Raw genomic sequence first — 14,585 nt, 5'->3', positions numbered from 1 at the left:
AAACAAAGAAGGACGACCAATGCTTGTAGTTGATTCGTTGCATTTGTTCACTGAGTTTACACTCAACGAGTTCGGTCAGTGGGATACCGCCATGTCTGATTATCGCCCACCACATTCGGATCGCCCGCACTCTCTGCAACTTGTGGGAGTGCATGATTCCGACACCGAACCCGAGCCGGAACCGACTCCGAATCCGCCGGTGACCAACTCTGCGAGAGCCGTCGACTTGCTGCTCCGAGTCTCGCACCAACTTCGCGGGATTTTGGCATCGCATTTCGCGGAATTTGATTTGACGGATGTCCGCTACAGTGTATTGCAGATGATTCGCAATGCCGGTGAGGGCGGATGTTCGCAGAAACAAGTCGCGGATGAACTACTGCAATCGGAATCCAGCATTAGTACCCTCATCGAACGCATGCGACGCGACGGTTTGATTTACCGGCTGACGGCTCCGAGAGATCGTCGGCGGAAATCGTTGATTCTATCGGAACGCGGCCGCGAGTTGCTCGATCGAGTGGAAGCCTGTCACGAACCGAGAATGCAGCAATTGCTGGGAAATCTCGCCAGCAGTGACCGCCTGGATTTTGAGTCTGTGCTCACGCGGATGGCGGAATCGTTCACGGAATTTTCGAAGAAACCAGTCTGGACGTCTCCCGCCGAGACCCCTGGCACCAACGCAGCTTAGACCGCGTTTCTCGGACGTATGTGATTCGCATCCGTACCCGGTGAGAACTGGAAATGCGGCATGAAACCGTCTTCCATTATCGAGACCGGCTTGAAGCGAGACGACATCATGAGTTGCCGGTTTACTCTGGGGTGGCGAGGACAACACGTCTTCCACATCGTGACGATACTGATCGGACTTGGCTTGGCCGTCCGGTCGAGTGATACGCTGGCCGAAGACATCATCGATTCCGCGACCGCCGTGACGAATGCGGATGTGTTTGACGAAGAGTCCGAACCGCTTCGCGTGGTTTCTGCGGATTATCACCTCTCGCTGGACCAACCGAGCCAGTGGGAGTTGCTGCCGGATTCGCTGCTGTACCGTTCGTACCTCGGCAATCCGCGAGCACCACGGCTAGCCGTGCGAGCGTTGCAACATTCGGGTTACGACTCCGTTCTCGAAATGACCGCCGGTGCCCGTGTCGGAATCTTGCGGTACGGTCGGCCGGGAAACGAGAACCCGGAAGGCTTTCAACTTGATATCGAAGCTGCGATCTATCCTCGACTGAACTCCGAGTTCGAACAAGATCTCGATGCAACTGACTACCGAGTCGGTATTCCGCTCACATGGCGTGAAGGCCCTTGGCAAGTCAAGCTCGGGTGGTATCACTTGAGTGCCCATGTCGGTGAGGAGTTCCTGTTTCGCAACCCGGATTACTACTTTCGCGAGTACTTCCGCGATGCAGCGGTGCTCGGGGTGGGATTCTTTCCAGATCCGGATTCCCGCGTGTATGGCGAAGTCGAGTACGGATACCATCATATGGGCGGTTCCGAACCCTGGCATTTCCAGTTCGGTTATGATTATTCCCCCATCCGGCCGAGCATCGGTTTTTGGCCCGATCCGTTTTTCGCTATCAATGGCACTCTCATGGAGGAAGTCGATTTCTCCGGCGGCGTGAATGTCGTGACCGGTGTGCAATGGCGTTCGGACGGTCCCGGCAGACTTTTCCGACTCGGGCTGCAATATTACAACGGAAATTCGCTGCAATATTCCTTCATCGAAGAGCACGAGGAATCCTACGGGGTCGGCATTTGGTACGACTTTTAACGCCCTTCGACTTGCCCAGCTACTCCATTCCGCATCGTTGTTAGAATTCGCAGGGCAAACGGAATTCATTGCCAGCACACAGAATCCGTCGGTTTCGAGGTTGAACTCCACGCTTGTTCGCGTCATTCTTGAGAAGTGAGGGATTGAGTCCTCGTTTCGTTGACTCTGCGTGTGATCGCGGAGTTCAGTCTGGCATCGATGCCCCAATGGGTTTGGTCTATTCTCTGGGAGGGGTCGACATCTGAACGTGATTGCTCGTGGCAGTGAGGTGTCAATCGGCCTCTCCGTACGAGTTAGAACAACGTTCGAGAGTTGATTGACTGGGGGAGTCTTGGGTATGAGCCGGAGCGTCGAGTCCTTGCGAGTCACGTTCTGGGGTACGCAAGGAAGTCTGCAATATTTCCCCGACCCGGCCCAAGTTGGCGAATATGCCGACCTTATCGCCAGAGATTGCCTCAGGCGGGTCTTTGCCTTGGCCGAGGAACGGTTCGGCGACCGACCTTTCACCACTCAAGAATTATTGGGTGGAGCACTCGACGAAAACACGCTGGCCCAACTGTACCAGTCCATCGGCCGTGCAGAACCTGCCGTTTATGGCGGTGAAACGACCTGTGCCGAAATTGAAACTTCCGATGGATACGTGTTCGTCATCGACGGCGGCAGCGGAATTCGTCACTTCGCCAAGAAGCGGGTGCAGGATTGGAAAGACCGCGAGGACCGCGAAATCACCATTTTCGGAACACACGACCATCTTGATCACCGCATCGGTCTGCCGTTTTCAAGTATGTGCTTCGCCAAGCCGGCGTTTCGCTTGCAAGTTTATGGAAACTATCGGTTCCTCGCTGCCTTGGATGATCGCTTCGCGGTCTTCTCGAAAGAAGTCACCGAAGCGACGCATCGGGATGATCCACTCGATTACCGGATGATGAGTGCCGAATTTACCGGGACCCAGATTCTTTGTTCGAAGTGTCCGCTGGAAACCGACCAGCGTGTGCCCAACTGTGCCACGCACGACACCGCAGACCCCATCGTGATCGGGGAAACCGTCATCACGCCTTTCCCGACCTATCACGGATCGACGCCCTGTCTGGCGTACAAGTTCGAGCACAAAGGGAAGTCGTTCGTGTTCTGCACGGATCACGAACTTCGTCATGGCAGTGTCCCCGATCATCCGAACCAGATTCGCAGCGAGAAAACCGAGGAATCTGTTCGCTCGTATTGCAAGAACGTCGATGTCGCATACTTCGACGGGCAATATCTTCTGGATGAGTATCTCGGCAAAGTCGGCACTGGTAATTCCCAAGGAGTGCCCCGCATCGATTGGGGACACAGTGCCATCGAGGATGTCGTCGAACGCGCGCGAGTCTGTGAGATCGGCCGGACTTTCATCGGGCATCATGACCCTGATCGCGAATGGCTCGACCGTATGAAACTCGACGAGTGGTGTCGTGAGGAATCCAGTCGTCTTGGACGTCATGTGGAATTGGCGAAAGATCGTCAAGTTATTGACTTGTAGAGTGCGGATGTGGTCTTCGGCGTGGAAAACATTTGATTTTCCCCCATCTCGTGTGGTAGCGTGAACCAGTTCCACCACTCTGGATTGCCAACTTCTCAGGCGATCTCACCACACATCGGAGGACTCGTCATGCTGGCTAAGCCCATTCTTGCCCGCGATATCATGGTGAAGAAACTCATTACACTTCGCCCGGATATGGATGCTTTCGACGCCATCGAATTGTTGCTCAAGCACAAAATCTCCGGTGCCCCGGTTATTGATGCATCGCGACGCTTGATTGGTGTCTTTTCCGAGCGTTGTTCGATGTCGGTCGTGCTCGAAGGGGCCTATCAACAGCTCCCTACAAACGATGTAGCCGCTTTCATGGATACTTCGCCGCTCACCATCGACGAAGACATGGACCTGCTTTCCATCGCTCAGATTTTTCAGGAAACCACCTACCGCCGGTTGCCTGTCTTGCGAGACGGAGAGCTTGTTGGTCAGCTTAGCCGCCGCGATTTGCTACAAGCTGTTCATCGGACGTTTGCCCAGGCGACCAGTCGCGACTCCGGTTTGCTTTATCTCAGTTCACTCATGGAACGACACGAACATCCCATCGCCTGATTCGTGTCCACCGTCTAGTCGCGGACACGGATGCCCGCGATCCGGTTTTCGACACTGCGGATGCTTGTTCTGATCGGGGATCTTGTCCATACTTCGGACCCGGATGGACATTAATCACCGCCACTGGTGAGTCGCTGGAATACGCGCTCACCGTCGAACCCGATCGAACACAATGGCCCGCTATTTCAAATACAAATCGCTCGGCGATCTGGCCCAGGAAGCCACAGAACTCGGCCAATCGCTGGATCTCTCAGACGATTTTTCCGTTCTGTTTCAACCGCTCCAAATCGGTAATCGTACAGTCGGAAATCGACTGGCGATTCAACCCATGGAAGGTTGCGATGGCACACCGGACGGTCGCCCTGACGAATTGACGTTTCGCCGCTATCAGCGTTTTGGTGCCGGCGGTGCGAAACTGATTTGGGGCGAAGCGACCGCGATTTCCGATGCCGGCCGGATGAATCCCAGACAACTTTGGATTCATGAAGATACGGTCTCCGATATCACGCGGATGCTCGCAGAATGTCGGACTGCCCATCAGCAGGCGAACGAATCGCCGGACGATTTCCTGGTCGGCTTGCAACTCACGCATTCCGGCCGGTTCAGTTGCCGATTTCCGCAGATTGCGGTCCGGGACCCCCTGCTCGATCCGCTGACCATTAACAAGAAGACCGGCGAACCGATTGATCGCGATTATCCTGTCTTGAGCGACGATGATCTGAAGCGGATTGAAGATGAGTACCTTGTCGCCGCGAGACTCGCAAAGCAGGCGGGGGCCGACTTTGTCGATCTCAAGCAATGTCACCGTTATTTGCTCTCGGAGTTGCTCGGCGCGAAAAATCGGCCAGGTGCATATGGCGGGAGTCTTGAAAATCGCACGCGACTGATCCGCAATGTCATCGAACGCATTCGGGACGAGTTCCCAGACCTGATCATCGCCACGCGGATGAACGTCTACGATGGCATCCCGTTCCGTGGCCAAGGTGATGACTTCATCGGCCAACCGGTGCGACACGCCTACCCATTGCAGGTCGCATTCGGCACAGACCCAAACGACTTCGAAAAAGAAAATCTGGCCGAACCGATTCAAGTGGCGAAATGGCTACGAGACTGGGGCGTGCATCTCATTAACGTCTCAATGGGCAACCCGTATGCAAACCCGCATCTTGTGCGGCCAGCCGAGTTCCCGCCGGTTGATGGTTATCATGCCCCTGAACATCCCTTGATTGGTGTGCAACGACACTTCCGCCTCGCAGCAGCGATTCAACAGGCGGTTCCCGAGATTCCCGTCATGGGGAGCGGTTACAGTTGGCTGCAAGACTTTGCCATGCATGCCGCGGCTGGGAACGTAGCGACTGGGAAAATCCAATTGGTCGGTATGGGGCGGGCGACACTTTCGCATCCCGACTTTGTGAACACGCTTCGTGAAACCGGCGAGATGAATCGCAAAAAGATCTGCCGGACGTTTTCCTACTGCACGAACCTCATGCGGACCAAAGATCATCCGCTCGGTCAATACGCCACCGGTTGCCCGCCGTTCGACAAAGAGATCTACGGCCCGCTATGGAAAGAAGCCCAAGCGGTGCGGGCAAAGAGCGAATGATTGCACGCTCTGAAATGGGGCCGACAATCGCGCGAAACATTCGATGTGAGAGAAAGTTGGGTGGCATGCCCACAGCTTGGGGTGGGCATGGGCCAGGGAGTCTCGATCCATTTTGCAAGTGCGAAATGGCAGGTAACGCATCACGTTTTGACGCAACATGCGGTGCGTCGCGACGCACCCTACAGAAAACGGCCCACCAATTGATTTGGTGGGCCGTTTGGCTTGATGGCTGTTCCTGACGGATTCTCAACTATTTTCCGTCGGCACTAATTGCGTAGAGCGTGTTTTTGTTGCTGATGAACAACGTGTTGTTGGCCACGACCGGTGTGGAGTAAACCGCGTTGCTCATGTTGATTTCTTCGATCATCTTCTGTTCTTTCGACAGTTCGAAGATCGCCACGTCCCCGTCTTCGTCACCGATGTAGACTTTGTCTTCCACGATCAGCGGGCTACCCCAAGCGGCGGCGAACATGTCGTAGGTCCAGTAAACGGTCGCTTTGCCATCGTTATGCTTTTTCGCATCGAGACAGTGGAACAAACCGCTGAAGTCGGCGATGTAGAGCAAGTCGTTCTTGATCGCGACCGTACCGCAGGAGCGGTGAATGAGTTCTTCGAAATCTTTCCGATCGTTGTCGTCAGCATCGAACCAGTCGTAGTGCCAAACCACTTTGCTATTGGGGTTCGGAATGACTTTTTCACCGGCTTCGGTGTTGACGGCCTGCAATCGCGGAACGTCTTCGAGCGGTTTGCCATCAGCATCGACACCCAATGTCGGGCTGACGTCGCCTTCGCCGGTCGGATCGATACACCACAAATCGCCGTCGCCTTCACCGTGTTCGGGGTCTTGACCGGTGGCAACGTAAACGAGTCCATCGTACACAACCGGGGTCGCGATAATGTTGTTTCGTCGGCCACGGCTACCGAGAATCCATTTGGACTCTTTCGGGTTGGTGTCGAATTTCCACAGTAATTTCGAGTTGCCTTTGCCGTCACCTTTCGGATCGAAGCTGTAAAGGTAACCGTCGCCACCAGCGAAGAGGACCTGTGCGCGACCGCCGAGAACGGCATACGTCGGTGAGGACCATTGTCCGTGGAGAATCCGAATGCCGGGGCTTTTGTCTGTCCACAGAACTTTGCCGGTGTCACGATTCATGGCAAAGAAACTTGGGGCATTCGGAGCCGGGATGTTGATATGCGATTCGTCCACACCGTTTGACGTGTTGACGAACAAGACATCACCAACGCCGATCACCGAGCAAGAACACATGTTGTGTTGACTGGAGCCAAGTTGGCCCATCATGTCGAACTTCCAAATGACGTCGGCTTCGTCTTTGTTTTCGTTGTCTTCGCTTTTGTAAGGACCGTCGTTTTCGCCGTCGTGGAAACCTTCGGTATCACAGCAGACGACTTCACCACGACTGGACACAAACCAAAGTCGTTCGCCATCGACGAACGGTGCACAGCAAATGCCTTGCAATGGCCAGTCGTGAACACGACCCGATGCCAATTTGGGACTGGAGTGTTGCCAAAGAAACTTGCCGTCCTCTTCGCTGAAACACAGCAAGACACCTAAGTCGGTTTGAATTTGATCGTTCCACGGGTACCGAGACACGTAGCCGGCTGCGTTGTTGGTGCCGATGTAGACTTTGCCATTGGCCACCACGGCATTGCCATAGGTTTGCGAACCGAGTTCGGCTTGCCATTTGATGTTGGTGCCGTCTTCGACGTCCCATTCGGTTGGGATGTTCTCTCCCTTGGGAGTGTTGTTACGGAAGGTTGTTCCGCCCCACATGGGCCAATCGAGTTTGCCAACTTTCAGAGTGGCGATTTGATCCAACGCTTCTTGAGTCGGGTCTTTGCCTTTTCCTTCTTGCGCGAATGGGTCGGCGGCTTGCAGCACCAGACCCGTAATCAAGAGGGCGACTCCGCCCAGTCCCACAGAGAACAATCGCTGCATTGTTATGCTCCTAAATGATTCTCGCTCAATTTGTTTGCGAGTTCTTAAAATGATATCGGTGAAATACGTGAACCAGACCGCGGTGGCCGAGACTACCCTTCGTTCGGGTAGACCTCAATCCGATCGTAGAACACTTCAGAATCCTTAGCGTTTCCGAAGACGCCAGGGCTACCGATTACGTTCGGGCTTTCGTCGATAGCTTCCAGCAACCATTCTTTGGGTTCTTCCTGATCGCGTTCCCAGACCTTGCCACGCAGAACGGCTTTTTCGCCTTCGACAGAGGCCTGAAGCTTCATGGTGTACCACGTTTTGGGCTTCCATGCGAAGTTAATGGTTTTCGCCATTCGCAATTGCGGAGGCCATGTGCGAATTTGGAGTTGCTGACTCGCGCCCATCATATCCATCGTGTAACGTTGGGCGATGATGCCGATGTCTGGAAGCTTGTCGTCTTTAGCGTGCCCCATGACGTCAGCTTCGATGGTGTAGTTGGCGTGTTCAATCGGTCCGATCCAACCCTGGCTGCGTTGACCTTTGGGAATCGTGCTGATCTTCACCATCACGCCGTTGCCTTCGATCTTGCGAGGACCGCGATCCACCGTCAGACGCACACCAGCAAGTTTCGATGCGCCGATCTCTTTCTCCCATCGTTCGAATTTCGAAGACGAGATGACACCTTTGTCCTTGAGGGTTTGCAATGCTGGTCCCAGGGCTTTGGTCGCTGCTTCGACGTTACCGGCACTTTCCCCAATTCCCAAGAATGCGACAAAGTCGCTCCAGGTTTTTCGCGGCGTGCTGTCGTCGTAAACGGCTTGTTTCGGGTTGCCGTTGGTGAAACTGGTCATCACGGCTAAGTACAATTGGGCGGTCTGCGAATCGGCTTGGTTGAGTTCTCGGAAGAGATTGTAGTCGATCACAATGTGACGATATCGCACCCCAACCCACGGTTCAGGAATGACACCGTTATCAAAAGTGAACTTCCAAGGGAATTTCGGGAAAGTTCGGACGCGGGCGTCAGCTTCGACATCGCCGATTTTTGCAATAACGGTTGCAGCCACAACATCGTTGCCGGCTGGAGCCAAGTAAGTTTGCCCGTCGTCACCGATTTTTCCGGCACCTGTCAGGGTCAGTTTTGCAGGATGGTTTTCATCAGCCAAGCCGAGGTACTGTCCGCGTTCGTTGTACAAGCGGATTTGGAACTCTTGCTTCTGACCGGGGCGTAACACGGACTCGACTGGAACCACCGCGGCAATCGCCGGTTGGTCGTCATCACTGATTGGGGTGATGGTTGGTGGCTCTGGACGCGGGTCGGCTTCGGGTTCGCTGTCTGGAGAAGCGATGCAGTAGAGACCGTAGGTCGTTGGGATATAGATCCGCCCATGAGAGACGATCAAGGAACCGTACGATTCCCCAATTCGCAGCCGAGCACGTTCGACAGTTTCAACGCCGTCTTCCGTAGGTTTGAAGACCCACCAGCGACCGTTTTCGGTGAGGATGTAGATTTTCCCGTCAGCATAGATCGGGCTGGACCGCATCGGCCCGCCGAGCCGGACTTCGTCGATTTTCTTACCGGTTTCGAGGTCGGCGATGATCATCGTCCCGGTGTCTTCACATCCGTAGACGCGACCGTCAACCACAATCGGAGAGCTCTTGCCAACGAACCATTCGGCTTGTCGCCAGATTTCGCCGGTCTTCGTGATGTTGCCTTTTTTCGTACCGTCAATGGCGAACAACGCGCCCATTTTCGTGGTATCGAGGTTTTCTTCACTATGCCCACAGATCACGGTATTACCAGCGATCACGGGTGTGGTGTTGATCCCGCGTGCGGAAACGTTGTAGGTCCAGATGTTCTTGCCGGTCTCGGGTTGGAACGCGTGAACGCCACCGTCTCCCGAAGCGAAGACCATCGCGGCTTCGCCATCAAATGCGGTGAGCACGGGGGAGCTGTAAGTCGTGTCTTCCGGCAGCAAGGCGGTTCCTTCGAACCAGACGGGTTGGCCATTGCGTTGATCGAAAGCGACGAACCGGTGAGCCGGTTTCGCCATGTCACCGTAACCGATGACAACCGCACTGATGATGACGAGGTTCTTGTAAGTCATCGGGAAATTGGTGCGGCCGCCATAGGTGGAGAGCAACCCGTATTCTTCGCTCAGCGAATGGGACCACAGGGTTTCACCGGTCTTGGCATCGAGACAGAGGAAGTATCCGCATACGCCGAGGGCAAACACTTTGTTTGTTTCCGGGTCGGCGATGACGCTCGACCAACCGACGCGGGTATCAGGCACGTCAGAAAGGAAGACATTGAAGATGCTTTCCCACTTCGTCTTACCCGTGGCTGCGTCGACACAGACGACCTTCTCGCCTTCAAGTTTCGTGCCCGGCTTGTGGCGGACGATCGTGTAGAGCAGTCCGTCCATGACGACCGGAGTCGACCGGCCTGCCAGGTCTTCGCGTTCCCAAACAATGTTCTCACCACCCGGTTCCCAAGTGGTTGGCAGGTTTTTCTCGCGAGAGATTCCGTTCATCTCAGGACCACGCCAGTGCGGCCAATCCATTTCGGCGGCATCCCACGGTTCGCCCGCCCAGAGTGATGGCATGGTGACTGACGACACGCCAACGGCAACAACCGCTAGCCAGGTGAATCGAAGTCGGTCAAGGCATCTTGATTTCATAGTGTTGCTTTCGTCTTGAGGGTGTGCGGGTCGATGTGGGAGCCGGTTGCTTTATGTCCGTGGGTAACGGCGGTGGTGGGATGAATCGGGGTGTCGACCGATTCATGGGTTGCGGGGTGACCATGCCGAATTGACGAGGGATACCACGTTCGAACTGCAGACCGGTGGGCGTGCAGTTGTTGACATGTCATCGATCAATTCAAAGTGGCAACGCCACCAGGCAGGAGGCATTGCGGTCTTCCGGCAAGAGTCGAACCGTATCGACACAATTTACGATACCCAAGCGCAACCGGTCCGGCAAGCGAGTACAGTCATCAGAAACCGCAAATTCGTAAGACTTTCACCTGCGGCGAAAACTACGAAACCGCCTTTTTTCGCGTGGATCGGCTGCGGGGTTTCGCTCCGCCGGCAGCTTCTTTCGCGAGGGCTTCATAGGAGATCAGATGGACGACATTTTGCGCAAGCAGGTCCATCTCCATTACCAGGGCGTCGACTCGGCTAGACAGATAGAGATAAAGAATCAACGCCGGGATCGCGATCGCAAGTCCGACCGCTGTCGTCAGCAACGCCAATGCAATCCCGAAGGCCAGTTGTTCGGGTTTGCCCATCGCATCGCCGGAGGCAATCCGATTGAACGCCATAATCATCCCGACAACGGTTCCCAACAATCCGAGTAGCGGTGTCACGGTCGACACACCGTTCAAAACCCGCAAATGGCGACGAAGTTGGCTGACTTGTCGCTCGCCACCGTCGATGATGGCTTGCTCAACCTCCACGCTCGGTTTGCCCCACTTCCGCACGCCATGCGCAAAGACTTCCGCGACTGGGCTACCGTTTTCTTCACACAGCTGGAGCGCACTGTTTGCGTCGAGTTTGCCTTGCTCCATGTGATCGAGGAACCGCTCGACAAACGCCCGGGGAATGACTCGCCCACGTCGAAGCACGATCAATCGTTCGATTCCAAACCATATTGCAATGAACGACGCGAGCGCGAATGGGGCTAAGAAATACCAGCCCAGTGCATCAGCGAATTCACGTGGCGTGAGTGGAATCGCATTTCGTTTGACTGGCTGAGTCGCGTTGGAGTCGTCCGCGGGAGCGGCAACGTCTTCACCCGCTATCGGTGCGGGCGTCGGATTCCCGGCGTCAGGGGGAACTTGGCCGAACGCAGTGGCAGAACACCAAATCAGCCCAACGGCAGCAACGACGCAACCAAAGCGACGCACCGATACGGAACGTCGCCGTTGAGAAGTTTGCGGCTGATCGATTTCGTTGGGCACAATCATTCTCCAAGAAGGTGAATCGGTGGCCACATCATGACGAAAATTGCAAAAACGGGCAAGATCAAGGACTTGTCACCTAGGAGTGCAGAATGTCGGTACAATAGACTTGGAGGACATAGAAGTGACATAGGCTGACACCGTACAATCATCCAGCATTGGTTTGACGACTTCATCACATAGGTTTTACTATGCTGAGCAAATGCTACGGTTGGTCTGTCACTATCAATCTCGGCAATGTCTACAAATCCCATTCCAGTGATGACGAAGGGCTTCGATGTCGAAGCACGACACCGTCCATGAGGCGGAACACCAAGCACTCAAAAAGCGACTGGCGGAACTCGAAGCGGAAAACCGCGAGCTCAGTCAAGACGTGTTGCGCTATCAATCATGGCTGGGAGGACAGCCGACTTCCGACGACGCAGACTCCAAGTCGACAGCCGAATTGCAAATGGATCTCGTTTATGCCAAGGCCCCGATTATTTTCTGGAGCATGGATCGGGATGGGATTTTTACGGAATCTCGCGGACGTGGTTTGCAATTAATCGGATTGCGGGAAGGGGAAGCCGTTGGGGCGTCGGTCTGGCAGATGTATCGCGAGTACCCGGAGATTCTTGCGACGATCCGACGTGCGTTGGACGGTGAGGAACTGTCGGAAACGGTGTACCTCGATGGGGCGTTCTTCGATACCTACTACTCCCCGATTTATGCATCGTCGGGAAGTGAACCGATCGGCGTGAGAGGGATGTCAGTGGTGGTTACCGATCGGGAGATCGCACGCACCGCGTTTCAGCAAACCGGCGCCGTATTCCGAGATTTGTTCACGGAGAAGACGCTCGGTCTACTGGTTCTCAAGGAAGACACACTCGATGTCGTCAGTGCCAATCTCGAATTTCTTGTGATCGTAGACCGCGATTCGACGGATCTAGTCGGCCGGTCTCTGACCGAATTGGGTGTATTCAAGGATTCGGAGTTGATCGCAACTATTCAGGACGAGGTGGCGGCCACCGCTCACTTTAATGCCGTCGATACCACGTTTCTGACCAAGAAAGGTGGCGAATTGTCGGTGCGGGTTGCTGCAGATCGTCTGCGAATTGCAAACGAGCAGTACGTCGTATTGAGCGTTCAAAACACCACACAACGCCGACGGGTTCTGCAGCTTTTCGAGGAGCACCAAGCCGAATTGAATGCTGAGTTGCGTCAGCCGTTTGCAGATTGGAAACAGTTTGCCGGCGAACTGCAATCGTTAATCCAGCGTCGCACCTCCCGTGTTGTGGAAGATGTTGAATCGGAAGCCAGTTCGGAATCGCGTTTCAGCGAGAGTGCGCTCCATTATTTTCTGGAATGTGTACCCGATACGGTTTGCACGATCGATCGGACTGGCACGATTCTGTACTTGAACCATACCCATCTCACCACGCAGACCGAAGACATTGTCGGGGCTTCGGCGTACGACCTGGTATCCCCACAGTATGCCGAGGAATCACGTGCGGTCATCGAACGTGTTTTCGAGACCGGCGAAATCATGACTCATCAGATTGAAAGCCCCGGCCCGGACGGTGTGACGAGACATTATTCGTGTCGGATTGGTCCGATGCGACGATTCGGTCGTGTGCGTGCAGTGATTGTCGTTGCGACCGATGTCACGAGGCTTCATGAAGCTCAGGAAGCCATTCGGCGTCGGCAACTCGAATTCGAACGATTGGCCCAACTGACTTCGCTTGGCCAGATGGCAACTATGGTGGCTCATGAGGTTAATAACCCGCTCGCGGCGATCGCGAACTATGCACAAGGATGCATTCGGCGGATTCAGCAAATGATGTCTGAACCGGTCGAGACTGTGGGAGAATCGTTTCGCAGTCAAGCTTCCGGCTTGGTCGGCGCATTGGAAGACACAACCGAGCAAGCTAAGCAAGCCAGCGGTTCGATCCACCGACTACGACGGTTCCTGAGTTCCCGGGGCTCGGCGAGTCACACCGTTGCAACCACCCAAATCATCCGAGAAGCCGTCGATTGGGTCACACCGATTGTGCGGGCCAGTGGCGTCGATCTCCACGTGGAAATGGCCGAAACGCTTCCGCTTGTCGCGGCTGACCCCCTACAAATTGAACAAGTTTTAGTCCATCTTATCCTGAATGGAGTGGACGCGGTCGCTGAGAGTGGTCAGAATACTACTGATTACAAAATGGCCAGGTCTGTTCGTCTGTTGGCTGAGGTTCAAGGGGATAGCCGAGTCCTTTTCACCATCGAGGATACTGGGCCTGGACTTTCCCAAACTGTTTTGGACAATTTGTTCCAACCATTTTATACGACCAAAAAAACCGGGTTTGGAATGGGTCTGACCATGAGCAAGGCGATCGTCGAACAGTATGGCGGCCGACTTTGGTGGGACGATCAATCCACATCGGGTGCTGTGTTCCATTTCGAGTTGCCGATCTCACAAGGAGAACCCCCTCGTGTCCAGTAATACCGAGCAGAGCATGACGAAAATGGAACCGCCCTTAGACGAGCCAACACTCGAACAGCCGACGGTGTTCGTCGTGGATGACGAAGAGGCCATGCGCAAATCATTGTGCTGGCTGTTTGAATCGGTGCAGCTCCAAGCAAAGACGTTCGCCGACGCCTTTGAGTTTCTAGAAACATATGACCGCAGCCAGCCGGGTTGTCTTGTGCTCGATGTGCGGATGCCAGGAATGAGCGGGTTGGAACTGCAAGACCGACTCCGAGCCGATCGTATCGATATTCCGATTATTCTCCTCACTGGGTATGCGGATGTCCCGATGGCGGTACGCGGGATGAAGTCCGGTGCTATCCATTTCCTCGAAAAGCCTGTCAGCGATCAGGTGTTACTTGAGCATGTGCACTGGGCGTTGGAAGTGGATCGGCGAAATCGGGAAGCAAGAATTGCCTATCAAGCAATCGCCGAACGGATCGATACGCTCACGCCTCGTGAATATGAGGTCATGGAATACGTGGTCGAAGGGCTCTCGAGTAAAGAGATCGCCGACGAACTCAAAATCAGTTTCAAGACTGTCGAAGCCCACCGGGCGCGAATCATGAGGAAGATGGAGGCCCAAGGCGTTCCGCATCTCATTCACATGCGGCGACAAATTCCAGACGACGAACGATAAGTCGTTCGACGGAACGTGGATCGGTCACGGTGGCTGTTTGCGGAGGGGTTGGTTA

General features: G+C 54.7%; 10 protein-coding genes. 7 read left to right on the top strand and 3 right to left on the bottom strand.

Annotated elements, in window-relative coordinates:
• Positions 1-91 precede the first annotated feature (91 nt).
• From AC5DDB_RS06390 to AC5DDB_RS06370, 5 genes are all read left to right on the top strand, one after another.
• Positions 92-685 (top strand): MarR family winged helix-turn-helix transcriptional regulator, encoded by a 594-nt coding sequence (locus AC5DDB_RS06390; RefSeq protein ID WP_491738860.1) that lies wholly within the window; start codon positions 92-94, stop codon positions 683-685.
• 60 nt (positions 686-745) lie between these two features.
• Positions 746-1,771, top strand: a complete 1,026-nt coding sequence (locus AC5DDB_RS06385) for a DUF1207 domain-containing protein (RefSeq protein ID WP_491738859.1) — start codon at positions 746-748, stop codon at positions 1,769-1,771.
• Positions 1,772-2,108: 337 nt separating this feature from the next.
• Positions 2,109-3,287: an MBL fold metallo-hydrolase gene (locus AC5DDB_RS06380; RefSeq protein ID WP_491738858.1), complete on the top strand. Its 1,179-nt coding sequence runs from the start codon at positions 2,109-2,111 to the stop codon at positions 3,285-3,287.
• Between the two features lie 129 nt (positions 3,288-3,416).
• Positions 3,417-3,890 carry a CBS domain-containing protein gene (locus tag AC5DDB_RS06375; protein ID WP_491738857.1) on the top strand — a complete coding sequence of 158 codons (474 nt, stop codon included), beginning with the start codon at positions 3,417-3,419 and terminating at the stop codon, positions 3,888-3,890.
• A 172-nt stretch (positions 3,891-4,062) separates the two neighbouring features.
• Entirely contained in the window at positions 4,063-5,493 is a 1,431-nt protein-coding gene (locus AC5DDB_RS06370; RefSeq protein WP_491738856.1) for an oxidoreductase, read from the top strand.
• 250 nt (positions 5,494-5,743) lie between these two features.
• Here the strand turns inward: AC5DDB_RS06370 and AC5DDB_RS06365 are convergent, their stop codons facing one another.
• The 3 genes from AC5DDB_RS06365 to AC5DDB_RS06355 all read right to left on the bottom strand — a co-directional run bounded on the left by AC5DDB_RS06365 (position 5,744) and on the right by AC5DDB_RS06355 (position 11,399).
• Positions 5,744-7,450 carry a PQQ-binding-like beta-propeller repeat protein gene (locus AC5DDB_RS06365; protein ID WP_491738855.1) on the bottom strand — a complete coding sequence of 569 codons (1,707 nt, stop codon included), beginning with the start codon at positions 7,448-7,450 and terminating at the stop codon, positions 5,744-5,746.
• A 92-nt stretch (positions 7,451-7,542) separates the two neighbouring features.
• Positions 7,543-10,044, bottom strand: a complete 2,502-nt coding sequence (locus AC5DDB_RS06360) for a PQQ-binding-like beta-propeller repeat protein (protein ID WP_491738854.1) — start codon at positions 10,042-10,044, stop codon at positions 7,543-7,545.
• 431 nt (positions 10,045-10,475) lie between these two features.
• Positions 10,476-11,399 carry a MotA/TolQ/ExbB proton channel family protein gene (locus tag AC5DDB_RS06355; protein WP_491738853.1) on the bottom strand — a complete coding sequence of 308 codons (924 nt, stop codon included), beginning with the start codon at positions 11,397-11,399 and terminating at the stop codon, positions 10,476-10,478.
• Between the two features lie 277 nt (positions 11,400-11,676).
• Here AC5DDB_RS06355 and AC5DDB_RS06350 point away from each other — a divergent pair, with 277 nt between their 5' ends.
• Positions 11,677-13,866, top strand: a complete 2,190-nt coding sequence (locus AC5DDB_RS06350) for a PAS domain-containing sensor histidine kinase (protein WP_491738852.1) — start codon at positions 11,677-11,679, stop codon at positions 13,864-13,866.
• Positions 13,856-14,530 (top strand): response regulator transcription factor, encoded by a 675-nt coding sequence (locus AC5DDB_RS06345; RefSeq protein ID WP_491738851.1) that lies wholly within the window; start codon positions 13,856-13,858, stop codon positions 14,528-14,530. Before AC5DDB_RS06350 ends, AC5DDB_RS06345 begins: the two co-directional genes overlap by 11 nt.
• Positions 14,531-14,585: the final 55 nt, after the last annotated feature.

This window comes from Thalassoroseus sp. (genome assembly GCF_984380535.1).
Note: the sequence above shows the minus strand (reverse complement) of the source record. Positions and strands in the feature narration are given on the sequence as shown.

What these genes read in the sequence shown, in the direction of transcription:
- AC5DDB_RS06390 (WP_491738860.1), top strand. Translation starts at nt 92, where the DNA reads ATGTCTGATTATCGCCCACCACATTCGGATCGCCCGCACTCTCTGCAA.
- AC5DDB_RS06385 (WP_491738859.1), top strand. Translation starts at nt 746, where the DNA reads ATGAAACCGTCTTCCATTATCGAGACCGGCTTGAAGCGAGACGACATC.
- AC5DDB_RS06380 (WP_491738858.1), top strand. Translation starts at nt 2,109, where the DNA reads ATGAGCCGGAGCGTCGAGTCCTTGCGAGTCACGTTCTGGGGTACGCAA.
- AC5DDB_RS06375 (WP_491738857.1), top strand. Translation starts at nt 3,417, where the DNA reads ATGCTGGCTAAGCCCATTCTTGCCCGCGATATCATGGTGAAGAAACTC.
- AC5DDB_RS06370 (WP_491738856.1), top strand. Translation starts at nt 4,063, where the DNA reads ATGGCCCGCTATTTCAAATACAAATCGCTCGGCGATCTGGCCCAGGAA.
- AC5DDB_RS06365 (WP_491738855.1), bottom strand. Translation starts at nt 7,450, where the DNA reads ATGCAGCGATTGTTCTCTGTGGGACTGGGCGGAGTCGCCCTCTTGATT.
- AC5DDB_RS06360 (WP_491738854.1), bottom strand. Translation starts at nt 10,044, where the DNA reads ATGCCATCACTCTGGGCGGGCGAACCGTGGGATGCCGCCGAAATGGAT.
- AC5DDB_RS06350 (WP_491738852.1), top strand. Translation starts at nt 11,677, where the DNA reads ATGTCGAAGCACGACACCGTCCATGAGGCGGAACACCAAGCACTCAAA.